The following is a 13,602-nucleotide window of genomic DNA, read 5'->3' on the forward strand; positions in this document are numbered from 1 at the left end:
ACAGCAGGTTGTACCGGATCAGGGAGAAGTAGATGGTCATGGCCAGGGGCACCGCCATCCAGACCAGCAGGACCAGGACGGATGGAGACAGCATGGCCAGACCGATGCGGTTCTTACGGCGATGTTCGCCTTGAACACTGTCTGATCCTGAAGTTGTGTGAATAGCCGGATTGCCGGCCTGAATGCTCGAGGTACTCATTCAATTAGCTCTTTTATCTTTATTGAGTAACGAAGCCCGAGGTACCTCTCAGGCTTCGTGAATTTCCGACGGATGAAACATCCTGGAAGTTTAGTCACAGCGAGCGCGCTTGATTAGTCGTAGCGAACGCGCTTGATTCAAAGTCGTCGCGCTGAATTAATAGTAACGGGCGCGCTTCATTTCGCGTTCGGTAACCGACTGTGAGTTTTTCAGTGCCTGATCAACCGACATCTGTCCGGCCAGGGCTCCAGAGACGAACTTGCCGACCTGGGTAGCAATGGACTGAAATTCGGGTATCGCCGCGAACTGAACACCCACATAAGGGGAAGGTTTGAGTGTGGAATCCGCAGGGTTAGCGTTATCCATTGACTCAAGAGTTTTGGCAGCAAAAGGCGCTGCGCTCATGTAATCCTGGTTAGCATAGGTGGAGGCACGGCTACCGGGAGGTACATTGGCAATGCCGTATTCTTTCGCAACCAGGTCGCTGTAATCCTTGGAGGTCGCCCAGGTCACAAACTTCTTGGCCGCATCTTTGGCATCTGAGCTGACAGGTATTGCCAGTGCCCATGACCATAACCAGCCGGCACCTTTATCGGTCACCTGCTTCGGCGCTAATGCAAAGCTAACGTTATCCGCTACCTTGCTCTGAGATTTATCAGTCACGAAAGAGCCGGCAACAGTTGCGTCAACCCACATGGCACATTTACCGGAATTGAACAGCGCCAGGTTCTCGTTGAAACCGTTGGAAGAAGCGCCAGGAGGACCATAGTTTCCAACCAGATCCACATAGAAGCTGACCGCATCATGCCATTCGGATCCATTAAACTCCGGGTGCCAACTCTCGTTGAACCAGCGTGCGCCAAAGCTGTTGGCCATCGTGGTCATCAGCGCCATATTTTCACCCCAACCGGCTTTACCACGAAGGCAGATACCATATTGGTCGTTCTCCGGCTTGTGCAGGGTCTTGGCAAATTCGCGCATTTGCTCCCAGGTGGGTCGTTCCGGCATTTTAAGACCGGCTTCCCTGAATAAATCCGTACGATAGTAGGTCATGGAGCTTTCGGAATAGAAAGGCAGACCGTACAGAGTACCTTTCGCAGACAATCCATTGCGCACCGCAGGAAAAATATCGTTCACATCATAGCTGGCAGGCAGATCTTCCATAGGAGTCAACCAACCCCGATCGCCCCAGATAGGCGCTTCGTACATGCCGATGGTCATAACATCGAATTGACCGCCTTTGGTGGCGATATCGGTGGTGAGGCGTTGGCGTAGAACATTTTCCTCCAGCACTACCCATTCGAGTTTAATATCGGGATTCGCTTTCTCGAATTTGTCAGACAGTTCCTGCATGCGAATCATATCGCCGTTGTTCACTGTACCGATGGTAACCGTGACTGCCGCAGAAGCTGCCAAAGAGGAAAAGGCCAATGAAGAGGCCAAAAGAGTATGGATCAAATTTTTGTTCATAATTGTCGCGCTCCAAAGCTGACTGCTAATCAGCGGTTCTTATCTTTGTTATCAACCTCTCCCTGAAACCGGAAGGCTTCTGGAAGAATGAAGGTGATAACATTACACTCCGCGACACTGGTTAAAACAAATCCAAAACCTACCGACTTTCTATACTTTATTGCACTTTCGAAAAAACGATAAAATGAGAAAAAAGATCTAAAAAGACGCAATAGTATTTTCACATCATACACTTAGCATACAAAACATCACATTCTGTCGAATAAAAAGAGTATTAGTTTTGGTTGTAAATTAATCGGCATAGCGTTATATCTAAAAGCCGAAAAGCCCAGTTTTACGACCAAAACAAGACTATGAACACGCAATCCGGGCGCCAGACAGAGCCTTCTTATGAGCTGATTAAAGAACAGAGTCCTAACTCTGTTCTTTACCGGCAACATGGATTCCCTAACCCATTGGTTCGCTGGCACTACCATAAAGAATACGAGCTACACCTGATCACCGAGAGTTCCGGAAAAGTATTTATCGGTGACTATATTGGAAACTTCTATCCCGGAAATCTGATCCTTACCGGCCCTAACCTGCCCCATAATTGGGTCACTCTACCTGTTGGAGATGAGACCTATCCAAACCGGGATAAAGTGCTTAACTTTACTGAAGAATGGATTCAGGAAACCAAGTCAGTTCTACCCGAAATATCCACATTGGAAGAGCTACTGAAAAGAGCCCGCTTTGGTATACAGTTTCATGGCAAAAGTACCATCCGACTGGCCTATAAATACTTCAATGAAATTTCCGAAACCAGCGGCCTAAAGCGGCTCTCGACCTTCTTGAGACTGATGTGCGAATTGGCCGACACCCAAGAGTTTCAACTACTGTCCAGCGAAAAATTTCTTACCGTCAGAGGAGAGAAGAATCAGCAGAGAGTCAATCAGGCTCTAAACTATATTCTGGCGTCCTATAACCTCGATATCAGCCTGGAGGAAGTTGCCGACCATTTGGGGATGAAGCCCACCTACTTCTCGAAATTTTTCCGTCAGGCAACAGGGCGTCGATTTGTGGAATTCGTGAATAGCCTGAGAATCACCCGGGCTTGTGACCTTCTCGCTCATAGCGAACTTCCCATTACGGACATATGTTTCGATGTGGGATTTACCAATATCTCAAACTTCAACCGGAGGTTTCATGCACTTAAGGGCATGACACCATCAGAATACCGGAAGCTTTCTATTGTCGCCGTTTCGCAGAATGAATCTATTTAAATGGCGAGATAATGGAAGGACAAAATGCTTCAGTAAATGAAGCGGGTCGCGACAATCCCTTTTTCTGGGTCTCAGATTTGTCGCTGTAAGTCGGGACGACAGCCTTAGCTGCCGCCCCATATAACAAACAACCTAGAACTACTCTGCAGCCCCCAATTCAGCTACAGGAACTTCCTTTTCTTTTTGAAGTGGGTTGGGCATCAACTTCACGCGAATAGAAGTCTCGATCTCATTGGCAATTTCAGGATTTTCTTCCAGATACTTGGAAGCATTGGCCTTGCCTTGTCCGATCTTATCTCCTTTATAGCTATACCAGGCGCCGGCTTTATCGACAAAACCTTCCTTTACCCCGATATCGATGATTTCACCGGTATGGTAAATACCGCGCCCATAAAGGATCTGGAAGTCAGCCTGCCTAAACGGAGGGGATACCTTATTTTTGACGACTTTCACACGGGTCTCATTACCTATGACTTCATCGCCTTCCTTCACCGAACCTACACGGCGGATATCCAAACGTACTGAAGCGTAGAATTTCAGCGCATTACCGCCAGTGGTGGTCTCGGGAGAGCCGAACATAACACCGATCTTCATCCGTATCTGGTTGATGAAAATCATCAGACAGTTTGCCTGTTTAACGCTTCCCGTCAGCTTACGCAGCGCCTGAGACATCAAGCGGGCCTGAAGGCCTACATGGGAATCTCCCATTTCACCTTCGATTTCAGCTTTAGGTGTCAGAGCTGCCACCGAGTCGATAATAATGACATCAACAGCACCGGAGCGGACCAGCATATCTGCAATTTCCAGGGCCTGTTCACCGGTATCCGGCTGGGACACCAGCAATTGATCAATATCCACACCCAGCTTCTCAGCATAGATCGGATCAAGAGCATGCTCGGCATCGACGAAGGCACAGGTTTTCCCCTGGCGCTGGGCTTCAGCAATCACTTGCAGAGTCAGAGTGGTTTTACCAGAACTCTCAGGTCCGTATATTTCGACAATTCGTCCAAAAGGAAGTCCACCAATTCCCAACGCGATATCCAATCCGAGTGAACCGGTAGAAACCGAAGGGATCATTTCACGGGGTTGCTCCCCCATTCTCATGACAGCGCCTTTTCCAAACTGGCGTTCGATCTGGGATAAAGCGGCGGATAGTGCCTTCTTGCGATTGTCGTCCATTATGAAACCTCTTTAATTCTGAATTCTGACTGCGCTGGACAAAGTCCGATAATCCTGGCCTGTAACCAGCTGGGGAAGCCTTCGGCCCTATGTGGCTACAGGCAAATTACTGTATAAATTGACAGCATTATCCATATTCAGGGTCAGGATTACCAGACCTTATCTGATTATTTATTCTTCTATTCGAAAAACACTCCGGATATCCGTCAACTACGTTCGCTCTGGATCCTGGAGATAGCTCCTACCAACGCCTGCTCGATGGAAAACTCCCTCACCTCTTTCCTGTCGCCTTCGAAATGAAAGCAGTGGGAGTCTATCTTGCCGTTCAGGTTCCAGGCCAGCCATACCATACCGACCGGCTTATCCGGTAAGCCGCCACCAGGTCCAGCAATACCGCTTACGGCAATACATAGCTCAGCGCCGGTTGTCCTGGCCAATCCTTCCGCCATCCCGGTCACGGTTGCCTCACTCACGGCACCATGCAAGGCCAGTGTCTCATAGGAAACCCCTAACCAATGCTGCTTTGATTCATTGGAATAGGTCACCAGACTTTGCTCAAACCAATTACTGCTTCCGGCCACACTTGTGATGGCATAGGCAATGCCGCCACCGGTACAGCTTTCTGCAGTTGCCACTTTATAGCCTTTCTGTTGCAGCAACAGACCCAGTTCGGCTGCAAGCTGTTCGACTTTGTCTGTATTCATTCCCACCTCGTTATTGATGTCATTATTACGGAGTGCCCTGCATACATTATGCAGATAGAGATACCTGATCGATAAATTTCATTTCACGGGCCTGTACACCTTTATTAACCCCCGTGCCATCCCGTACAATTTCGCGTTCGCCCAACAGGATTTACTGTCCGGCGTCCCGCGAACGAATCTTATATTTCTCAACAAGATACTATAAAACTGGACCAAATGACCGCCGCAGCAAAGGAAAAATCTCAACATACCCCAATGATGACCCAGTACCTGGGCATCAAATCCCAGCATCCTCACCAGATAGTGTTCTATCGCATGGGGGACTTTTATGAGCTGTTCTATGACGATGCCAAAAGGGCGGCAGAACTGCTGGACATTACGCTGACTCAGCGTGGCCAATCAGCCGGCCAGCCAATTCCCATGGCTGGAGTCCCATACCACGCAGCCGAAGGCTATATTGCCCGCCTGGTGAGGCTGGGCGAATCCGTGGTTATTTGTGAGCAGGTCGGCGATCCCAGTACCAGCAAAGGCCCCGTAGAGAGACAGGTAGCCCGGATCGTTACCCCCGGAACCCTTAGTGACGAGGCCTTTCTGGAAGAAAGAAAAGATAACCTGCTGATGGCTCTTTCTGTAAGGAAAGACTTATTTGGCGTGGCCACACTGGATATCAGTGGGGGCAGATTTCTGGTCCAGGAAGTTGCCGGTGTCGATGCACTGGCAAGCGAGCTCCAAAGGCTCAAACCGGCAGAGATTCTGGTTAGCGAACAATTTCCCTTTGAAAACGCCCTTGAAGGTTACTTAGGGGTGCAAAAACAACCTCCCTGGTATTTCGACCTGGATTCGGCTCAGCGTCTGCTTTGCCAGCAATTCCAGACCAAAGACCTGACAGGATTCGATTGTGAAGAGATGACTGTTGCTCTGGAAGCAGCAGGGTGTCTTCTGCAGTATGCTCAGGAAACTCAGCGGACCCAACTTCCCCACATCCGCTCAATGGTTCGTGAGCGCCAGGAAGATGGGATTATTCTGGACGCTGCCAGCCGTAAAAACCTTGAGATAGACACCAACCTGGTGGGCGAGTTTAAACATACTCTGGCCTGGGTCATGGACAAAACCTCCACGGCCATGGGTAGCCGATTACTACGCCGGTGGTTGAATCAACCCTTGCGGAATCAGGAACAGGTCAAGGAACGTCAGTCCGCTGTTACCGAGCTTCTGGAAACTTATCAATATGAAGAAATCAGGGAACTGCTGCGCAAAGTCGGTGACGGCGAGAGAATACTATCCCGGGTAGCTCTGGGCTCCGCCCGTCCAAGGGACCTGGCCCGACTTCGTGACACCTTGCATTTACTGCCTGAGCTACAGGAACTGATTAAAAACCTGGGGGCAGAACATCTGGGTAGATTGGCCAATGAAATCAGCACCTTCCCGGATCTGGCAGAACTACTCACGAATGCCGTAGAAGAAAACCCTCCCGTGGTTATCCGGGATGGTGGCGTTATCAAGAATGGCTATGATAAAGAGCTCGACGAAATTCGTGGTATCAGTGAAAACGCCGGCGCTTATCTGGTGGAAATCGAGCAAAGAGAAAAGGAACGCACCCAACTGTCATCCTTGAAAGTTGGTTATAACCGGGTTCATGGATACTTCATCGAACTTAGCCGTTCTCAATCTGATCAGGCGCCGGCAGACTATATTCGCCGCCAGACTCTTAAGAATGCTGAGCGCTTCATCACTCCGGAACTCAAGGAGTTCGAAGACAAGGCACTCAGTGCCAAAAGTCGAGCCCTCAGCCGCGAAAAGCATCTCTATGAATCCTTGCTTACAACCTTGCGTGAGCAGTTAGTGCCATTGCAAACCAGTGCCAAAGCACTGGCAGAACTGGATGTCTTGAGCAATTTTGCTGAGCGTGCGGTCAGCCTCAACTTTACGGCCCCTGAATTCACCGATGAGGACATCCTCCACATCGAAGGCGGTCGCCATCCGGTTGTAGAACAGGTCAGCCAGGACCCCTTTGTTCCTAATGATCTCGATATGAGCGACCAGCACCGAATGTTGATCATCACCGGTCCCAACATGGGCGGTAAGTCGACGTTCATGCGCCAGACTGCGGTCATCGTAATACTTTCATACTGTGGCAGCTATGTTCCCGCCTCTAAAGTACGTCTGGGGCCCGTTGATCGAGTTTTCACCCGCATGGGGTCATCCGATGATATCGCCGGTGGGCGATCAACGTTCATGGTGGAAATGACAGAGACAGCCAACATACTGCACTACGCCACCCGCAACAGCCTGGTACTGATGGATGAGGTGGGTCGTGGAACAAGCACCTTTGACGGTCTGTCTCTCGCATGGGCGTGCGCTGAGCATCTGGCACAAAAAATCAGCGCGTTTACGCTGTTCGCCACACACTACTTTGAACTGACAGCCTTACCTGAGAAGCACCCGTCTGTTGCCAATGTGCACCTGACGGCGACTGAGCACAATGACCGGATTGTCTTCCTGCATACTGTTCACGAGGGACCGGCCAGTAAGAGTTACGGTATTCAGGTAGCCCAGTTGGCCGGTGTCCCGCAGAAGGTGATTTCCCAAGCCCAGAGGCAGCTGAAAGCACTGGAAAATGGTAACCACAAACCTGTTGTCCAGGCGTCACCTCTACAGGATGATCTTTTCGCCAGCGTGGAACCCAGTGAGGTGGAGACCGCCCTGGCTGATGTCGATCCTGACAGATTAACTCCCAGGGACGCATTAAACCTGCTCTATGAATTGAAAGAAAAATGCCGGACATAGTGGATTCGAATAACACTTACCTGATATTCCGGTAATGTTTATCCGATATTCCGGTAATAGCACGGGGATCAGCGGGTTGCCTGAGTATGGCGTGTTCTCTAAAATACACCACCTGCGCAGGCAACCACATCGATTATGTAACCGGGCACCATCTATTGCCGCGACTATATTAGAATAGGGATCACACCATGACTTTTGTTGTTACTGAGAACTGTATCAAGTGTAAGTACACCGACTGCGTAGAAGTATGTCCGGTGGATTGCTTCTACGAGGGGCCGAATTTTCTGGTTATCGATCCTGACGAGTGTATCGATTGCGCGCTTTGTGAGCCGGAATGTCCTGCTGAAGCAATCTTCTCCGAAGATGAGCTGCCAGAGGACCAAAAAGAGTATATTGAGATCAATGCTGATCTCTGCCGCACTTGGCCGAATATCACCGAGAAGAAAGATCCTTTGCCAGATGCTGCAGATTGGGATGGTGTGAAAGGCAAGCTCAAGGATTTGGCTAAATAGTCCAGCCCTTTTGATCTCCTTCGTAGGAGGTGGCTTAAGAACGTCAGTAAAAGGAATGCGATGCATTCCTTTTTTGTTTTAATTTAGAGAGCTACTGCTCGCCGCATCGTTCCTGATACAGGCTATTCATTTTTTCCCGGTATGAGGCAATTTCGTCGTCAGTCATATATTCCTGACCGCCTTCATCGTTAAAGCGGACAAACGCGTAATCCTGATTCACGATATTTTTTTCCTTGCGGAGCTCTTTGCAGTACTCATCCACCTTCTTTTGTCGTTCCTCGACTTTTTTCTTCTGCTCTGCTCTTGCCTGGTCCTGCTGCTTGAACTGCTCATAAATCCTTTGGTAGTTCTGATTAATCCTTTCGGCATCCTTTTTTTGAGCGTCAGAGACTGAAGATTTTATTTGCACCCTTTCAGTCTTCTTGCCTTGCGGCTTGTCACCAAAATGTACCTGACCGCTTTCGTCAACCCATTTATAGATTTCAGCGCTTGAAGCACCAGAGAAAAACAGCGTCAATGTTATCAGTACGGTGTTGAGAAATTTCAGGTTAAGGTCCATCACCAAACTCTTCTGCAATATCCAGTTCACTATATGCCTTGTGCTTGCCTGAAGGATCCAAACCTTCTGTTGTCGCCTGATAAATCTAGCGCCAGGCTCTTACTGCGGTAATCCAACAACACACAATATCAGCAATTCTAAACAGAGTTGACGAGGTTGCAACCACCATCAGAGATTGTTCAGCATCTCGCGAACCGGCTTGTAACTACGTCGATGGATCTCAGACACCCCTAAAGTTTTCAGAGCTGAAAGATGTTGCGCCGTTGGATAGCCCTTATGTACAGCCAGCCCATACCCGGGATAGACCGCGTCCAGTCTTTCCATTTCCAGGTCCCGCTCCACCTTGGCCAATATGGAAGCGGCGGATATTGCTGCCACCTTACTGTCGCCCTTCACTATTGCTTCAGCAGGGATGGCCAACTTGGGCAGTTTATTACCATCAATTTGCGCATACTCTGCCGCGGGCTCCAGTTTTTCCACCGCCCGTTTCATCGCAAGAAGACTGGCTTGTAGAATATTGATGTCATCAATTTCCTCAACCGTACACCAGGCCGTCGCCCAGGCAAGCGCTTTCTCCTTGATTTCATCTCTTAGAAACAGCCGCTTTTCGTGGGTCAGTTTCTTGGAATCTTTCAATCCTGCTATCGGGTTTTCAGGATCCAGTATGACGGCGGCAGCGACAACAGGTCCGGCCAAAGGACCTCTTCCAACCTCATCCACTCCGGCAATGAGCATGGTTCCCGTTTTGAAGTTATCAAATAAACTGATTTGTGATTCGGTCATAACTTAGACTGAGTCATACCTTAATTTAATTATGCCTTAGCTTTACTCATGTCTGGCTTGGGCTGTATCAGAAGAAAATTGGGACTGAATCAGCTTGGCGATGGATTCAGCCGCCACTTTGTCAGCATCCTGTTTGATCTGAAGATGGAGGTCCGTAAACTTCTTCTCAAGAGATTTACTCTGCTCCGGTTGAAGGGACGCCAATACCGCTTTACCCAGAGACTGAGGGTTCGCATTGTGCTGAATAAGTTCGGGGACCAGGGCTTCGTCTGCCAAAAGATTGGGCAATGAGATATATTTCGCTTTGAGCAGGCGCTTCATAATCCAATAGGTCAATGGGGCCATTTTATATGCCACCACCATCGGCCGCTTAGCCAGCATCGCTTCCAGCGTTGCTGTCCCGGAAGCCATGAGAATCGAATCAGCCGCCTGCATGACGTCCCTGGAATGCCCATCCATTATGATCAGCGGCAGATCGACTCCCGCCTGCTCCAACTGCATTTGAATCTGTTTCTTTCGATGAGGATTAGCCGCCGGCAACAGGAACGTCAACTGCGGACGACGCTTGTGCAGCCAGAGCATCGTTTGAATAAACACAGGCCCCAGCATTTTAACTTCTCCGCCCCTTGAGCCCGGCAGTACAGCAATAATCTGTCCCTCTTTCGCAGAAACACCCAATCGTTCCCGCGCCTCTGCTTTAACAGGATGGAGGGGCATCATTTCAGCCAGCGGATGCCCGACAAACTGTACGGGTACTTTATGCTGTCGATAAAATCCGGCCTCAAATGGCAACAAAGTAAGCATCAGATCCACAGCTCGTGCGATCTTGAATATCCTATTCTGACGCCATGCCCAAACCGAAGGGCTGACATAATGAGCGGTTTTGATACCCTTTGCTCTCAGACGAAGTTCCACACCGATATTAAAATCAGGAGCATCAATACCAATAAAGACAGCGGGACGACGGGAGGTGAAGTGTTCAAGTAGCTGGCGGCGCATTGAGAACAATTCCGGCAGCCTGCCAAGAACTTCTACCAAGCCCATGATCGATAGTCTTTCCATGGGAAACAGCGAATTGAAGCCTTCGGCCATCATCTGCGGGCCCCCAATACCCTCAAACCTGGCACTGGGAAAAAGCTTTTTCAGTTCTCTGATTAGACCGGCACCTAGCAAATCGCCCGACGCCTCACCGGCAATGATGCCGATTAGAAGGGGGGTTTCAGGATCAGGTATCGACACTAACGAACGATACCTCGTGTTGAAGCTTTCAGGCTATCAACAAATATCTGAACCTCGGGGAATTCACCTGCGGTTTCGGCAAGTTGTTCAAGAGCCTGCTCTAAGGTGAGATTCTGGCGATAGAGGATCTTGTAGGCACGGCGCAAGGCTTGCATAGCATCCTTTGAAAAGCCGCGTCTTTTCAAACCTTCATAATTCAGACCATGAGCGGTGGCAGACTGTCCACCGGACATCACGTAAGCGGGGACATCTTTAAGCACAATACTGCCCCCGGCACACATACTATGTTGTCCGATTTTGCAGAACTGATGCACCATGGTGCCGCCGCCAAGAATAGCCCAGTTACCCACATGGACATGACCAGCCAAAGTCGCCATATTAGCCAGGATGGTGTTATCCCCTACGTTGCAGTCATGCGCAACATGCACGTAAGCCATCAACAGGTTGTGATTACCGATCCTGGTAACACCTTCATCCTGAACCGTTCCCCGATGGATAGTGCAGCTCTCCCGGATAATATTATGATCGCCGATCTCCAGTCTGGTCGGTTCGCCTTTATATTTCTTATCCTGATTAGCCTCACCCACACTTGAAAACTGGAAGATCTCATTATCGCGGCCGATCGTCGTGTGTCCGTTAATCACAACATGAGAATGAACGACTGTCCCTTCTCCGATCTCCACGTCTGGACCGATATAGGTCCAGGGACCAATTTTCACATCAGCGGCGATCTTGGCACCTTCTTCAATAATCGCCTGTGGGTGTATTGACATTAAAGTTGTCTCTCAGCCGTCAGAATATCTGCAGAACAAGCCAACTTTTCATCAACCAGTGCTCTACAGCTAAATTTCCAGATTCCACGTTTATCAGCGACAAAGTTTGCCTCAAGCATTAACCGATCTCCCGGCACCACAGGTCGCTTAAAGCGCACGTTATCAGAACCTGCAAGATAATACGTATATCCGTCCGCAGGTTTTTTGCCTGTTGTCACAAAACCAAGTATTCCAGCCACTTGCGCCATGGCTTCGACAATCAAAACGCCTGGAAAAATGGGATGATCCGGGAAGTGCCCGGTAAAAAACGGCTCATTAATCGAAATATTTTTATATCCGACTATAGATTCACCCGACTTGATTTCGACAACCCTGTCCACCAGCAGAAATGGATAGCGGTGCGGCAGGTATTCTCTAATCTCATTAATGTCCAGAACGGTTTCCATGTATCAATGGCCTCAAACAAATACGCGAACGCTTAACTCTTCGAATTCCACCCCAACCCTTGAGGGTTAGCGGTTTTTTTCGAGATCCCTGACCCGCCTTGCCAACTGATCCAGCTGCCGAAAGCGAGCCACATTTTTTCGCCAACTTTTATTCGGCTCCACGGCGGTACCTGAGGAATATACACCGGGTTCTTTAATGTGATGTGTCACCAAAGTCATTCCGGTAATCTGGACCCTATCCGTGATTTCCAAATGTCCCGCAATGCCGACACCGCCACCAATCATGCAATGACGACCGATACTGGAACTACCGGACACTCCAACACAGGCAGCCAGCACCGAGTAAGCCCCGACCCTGACGTTGTGTGCAATCTGTATCTGGTTATCCAGTTTGGCCCCCTGCTCGATCACGGTGTCATCAAGCGCTCCACGGTCAATCGTAGTACCGGCGCCTATTTCCACATCGTCACCGATAATAACGCCGCCAAGTTGCTCAATCTTAACCCAATCGCCCTGGTTAGGGGCAAAGCCGAATCCATCAGATCCAATAACAGTACCGCTGTGGATCAACACCCTGCTGCCTATGCTGACGCCATGGTAGATCGTCACGTTGGGCCGCAGCTGCACAGCACTCCCCAGGATGGTATCACGCCCGATATAACATCCAGCGCCTATCGTTGACCCCTTACCGATTCTAACGCCAGATTCGATAACGGCATTGGGACCAACAACACAGTCACTTTCAATGACTGCGTCCTCAGCTATATGAGCGGAAGGAGAAATACCGCTCAAAGTAGACAGCACTGGAGCGAAAAGTTGACTAGCCAAAGCATAGCCCATATAGGGGTTGCTCATCATCAGTACATTGGTCGAACACTGTTCTGCCAGCTCTGGCTGCAGTATGACGGCTGCAGCGTTTGTCTGCTCCAGGTATTTGGCATAGTTTTGATTGGCTAAAAAACTCACCTCCGAGGAACCGGCCGACTGCAATGTTGCCAGACCGGAAATAACAACAGAGCCATCTCCTTTAAGGGTAGCTCCGATTTTGTCGGCGATTTCAGCCAAGGTCCATTGAGACATGGATCAAACCTGCAGATTACAAAAATACTTACTTGCTGTTTAATGCTTCAATAAGTTTAGCAGTAATGTCCATACCTGAACTGGCATGAACAACGAGCTTGCTGGGCAGAATCAGATCGATTTTCTCTTTTTCGGCGATTTCCCGAATAGCTTCATCCACTTTAGGCTTGGACTCTTGCAGAAACTGCTCTTCACGTTTGCTGATAGCATTCTGATATTTGTTTTTCAGGAAGTTAAACTCCTGAGCTTTACTCTCCAGCTCAGTACTGAGTTTAGTACGCTCAGACTCACTCATGATCGCCGCATCTTTTTTCAATCGATCCTGCAGTTTCTGTGCATTTTCACCTACTTCACGCAGGCGTTGTTCTTCGTCGACAAAATCTTTCTTCAACTGTTCACCGAAAGCTTTGGCTGCCTTGGAGGAAAGCAATGCAGTCCTGAAGTCTACTACGGCGATTTTCTGTTCAGCACTCGCTGCCATCGCCATCGTCGACAATACTGCTGTCAGAATTAATGCGGTTACCTGACTCAATTTCATTATTTTCTCCTTTTATCTCTGGTGTGCCGGAAGGTATATGATTGTTCGCCTGGCAGCAACATAATCAAATC

At 49.2% G+C, this 13,602-nt stretch carries 13 protein-coding genes and 1 pseudogene; 3 read left to right on the forward strand and 11 right to left on the reverse strand.

Features of this window, described 5'->3' with window-relative positions; translation table 11 throughout:
* Both BTA51_RS30545 and BTA51_RS25305 read right to left on the reverse strand, forming a co-directional pair.
* Positions 1–199, reverse strand: a pseudogene (locus BTA51_RS30545) (sugar ABC transporter permease); the annotation flags it as partial.
* Positions 200–355: 156 nt separating this feature from the next.
* Entirely contained in the window at positions 356–1,669 is a 1,314-nt protein-coding gene (locus BTA51_RS25305) for a sugar ABC transporter substrate-binding protein (protein WP_094711874.1), read from the reverse strand.
* Positions 1,670–2,022: 353 nt separating this feature from the next.
* On the opposite strand from BTA51_RS25305, the gene BTA51_RS25310 reads away from it, so the two are divergent.
* Positions 2,023–2,931 carry an AraC family transcriptional regulator gene (locus tag BTA51_RS25310; protein ID WP_094711875.1) on the forward strand — a complete coding sequence of 303 codons (909 nt, stop codon included), beginning with the start codon at positions 2,023–2,025 and terminating at the stop codon, positions 2,929–2,931.
* A gap of 138 nt (positions 2,932–3,069) precedes the next feature.
* On the opposite strand, the gene recA is transcribed toward BTA51_RS25310, so the two are convergent.
* Together recA and BTA51_RS25320 are read right to left on the reverse strand one after the other, a co-directional pair.
* The gene (recA, locus tag BTA51_RS25315; protein ID WP_094711876.1) at positions 3,070–4,110 is read right to left on the reverse strand and encodes a recombinase RecA; all 1,041 of its coding nucleotides are present in this window, start codon (positions 4,108–4,110) and stop codon (positions 3,070–3,072) included.
* A 206-nt stretch (positions 4,111–4,316) separates the two neighbouring features.
* Positions 4,317–4,814, reverse strand: a complete 498-nt coding sequence (locus tag BTA51_RS25320; protein WP_094711877.1) for a CinA family protein — start codon at positions 4,812–4,814, stop codon at positions 4,317–4,319.
* A 216-nt stretch (positions 4,815–5,030) separates the two neighbouring features.
* Here BTA51_RS25320 and mutS point away from each other — a divergent pair, with 216 nt between their 5' ends.
* Both mutS and fdxA read left to right on the forward strand, forming a co-directional pair.
* The gene (gene mutS / locus BTA51_RS25325) at positions 5,031–7,601 is read left to right on the forward strand and encodes a DNA mismatch repair protein MutS (RefSeq protein ID WP_094711878.1); all 2,571 of its coding nucleotides are present in this window, start codon (positions 5,031–5,033) and stop codon (positions 7,599–7,601) included.
* Between the two features lie 188 nt (positions 7,602–7,789).
* Positions 7,790–8,113, forward strand: a complete 324-nt coding sequence (fdxA, locus tag BTA51_RS25330) for a ferredoxin FdxA (protein WP_020406486.1) — start codon at positions 7,790–7,792, stop codon at positions 8,111–8,113.
* A gap of 91 nt (positions 8,114–8,204) precedes the next feature.
* Here fdxA and BTA51_RS25335 read toward each other — a convergent pair whose 3' ends face one another.
* The 7 genes from BTA51_RS25335 to BTA51_RS25365 form a co-directional block, all read right to left on the reverse strand.
* Positions 8,205–8,672 (reverse strand): DUF4124 domain-containing protein, encoded by a 468-nt coding sequence (locus BTA51_RS25335; protein ID WP_094711879.1) that lies wholly within the window; start codon positions 8,670–8,672, stop codon positions 8,205–8,207.
* Between the two features lie 168 nt (positions 8,673–8,840).
* Positions 8,841–9,455, reverse strand: a complete 615-nt coding sequence (rnhB, locus tag BTA51_RS25340) for a ribonuclease HII (protein ID WP_094711880.1) — start codon at positions 9,453–9,455, stop codon at positions 8,841–8,843.
* A 42-nt stretch (positions 9,456–9,497) separates the two neighbouring features.
* Positions 9,498–10,688 carry a lipid-A-disaccharide synthase gene (gene lpxB, locus BTA51_RS25345; protein WP_094711981.1) on the reverse strand — a complete coding sequence of 397 codons (1,191 nt, stop codon included), beginning with the start codon at positions 10,686–10,688 and terminating at the stop codon, positions 9,498–9,500.
* 5 nt (positions 10,689–10,693) lie between these two features.
* Positions 10,694–11,467 (reverse strand): acyl-ACP--UDP-N-acetylglucosamine O-acyltransferase, encoded by a 774-nt coding sequence (gene lpxA, locus BTA51_RS25350; protein WP_094711881.1) that lies wholly within the window; start codon positions 11,465–11,467, stop codon positions 10,694–10,696.
* Positions 11,467–11,913 carry a 3-hydroxyacyl-ACP dehydratase FabZ gene (gene fabZ, locus BTA51_RS25355; RefSeq protein ID WP_094711882.1) on the reverse strand — a complete coding sequence of 149 codons (447 nt, stop codon included), beginning with the start codon at positions 11,911–11,913 and terminating at the stop codon, positions 11,467–11,469. The genes lpxA and fabZ overlap by 1 nt, the downstream gene beginning before the upstream one ends.
* Before the next feature lie 66 nt (positions 11,914–11,979).
* Positions 11,980–12,993 carry a UDP-3-O-(3-hydroxymyristoyl)glucosamine N-acyltransferase gene (gene lpxD / locus BTA51_RS25360; RefSeq protein WP_094711883.1) on the reverse strand — a complete coding sequence of 338 codons (1,014 nt, stop codon included), beginning with the start codon at positions 12,991–12,993 and terminating at the stop codon, positions 11,980–11,982.
* A 28-nt stretch (positions 12,994–13,021) separates the two neighbouring features.
* Entirely contained in the window at positions 13,022–13,531 is a 510-nt protein-coding gene (locus BTA51_RS25365) for an OmpH family outer membrane protein (protein ID WP_094711884.1), read from the reverse strand.
* Between the last annotated feature and the right edge of the window lie 71 nt (positions 13,532–13,602).

This window comes from Hahella sp. CCB-MM4 (assembly GCF_002260525.1).
Classification (GTDB): Bacteria; Pseudomonadota; Gammaproteobacteria; order Pseudomonadales; family Oleiphilaceae; genus Hahella.

Excerpts from the sequence above, each read along its gene's own strand:
- fdxA (WP_020406486.1), top strand. The coding sequence starts at position 7,790 with ATGACTTTTGTTGTTACTGAGAACTGTATCAAGTGTAAGTACACCGAC.
- lpxD (WP_094711883.1), bottom strand. The coding sequence starts at position 12,993 with ATGTCTCAATGGACCTTGGCTGAAATCGCCGACAAAATCGGAGCTACC.
- fabZ (WP_094711882.1), bottom strand. The coding sequence starts at position 11,913 with ATGGAAACCGTTCTGGACATTAATGAGATTAGAGAATACCTGCCGCAC.
- rnhB (WP_094711880.1), bottom strand. The coding sequence starts at position 9,455 with ATGACCGAATCACAAATCAGTTTATTTGATAACTTCAAAACGGGAACC.
- BTA51_RS25365 (WP_094711884.1), bottom strand. The coding sequence starts at position 13,531 with ATGAAATTGAGTCAGGTAACCGCATTAATTCTGACAGCAGTATTGTCG.
- BTA51_RS25320 (WP_094711877.1), bottom strand. The coding sequence starts at position 4,814 with ATGAATACAGACAAAGTCGAACAGCTTGCAGCCGAACTGGGTCTGTTG.
- BTA51_RS25305 (WP_094711874.1), bottom strand. The coding sequence starts at position 1,669 with ATGAACAAAAATTTGATCCATACTCTTTTGGCCTCTTCATTGGCCTTT.
- mutS (WP_094711878.1), top strand. The coding sequence starts at position 5,031 with ATGACCGCCGCAGCAAAGGAAAAATCTCAACATACCCCAATGATGACC.
- BTA51_RS25310 (WP_094711875.1), top strand. The coding sequence starts at position 2,023 with ATGAACACGCAATCCGGGCGCCAGACAGAGCCTTCTTATGAGCTGATT.
- lpxA (WP_094711881.1), bottom strand. The coding sequence starts at position 11,467 with ATGTCAATACACCCACAGGCGATTATTGAAGAAGGTGCCAAGATCGCC.
- BTA51_RS25335 (WP_094711879.1), bottom strand. The coding sequence starts at position 8,672 with ATGGACCTTAACCTGAAATTTCTCAACACCGTACTGATAACATTGACG.
- recA (WP_094711876.1), bottom strand. The coding sequence starts at position 4,110 with ATGGACGACAATCGCAAGAAGGCACTATCCGCCGCTTTATCCCAGATC.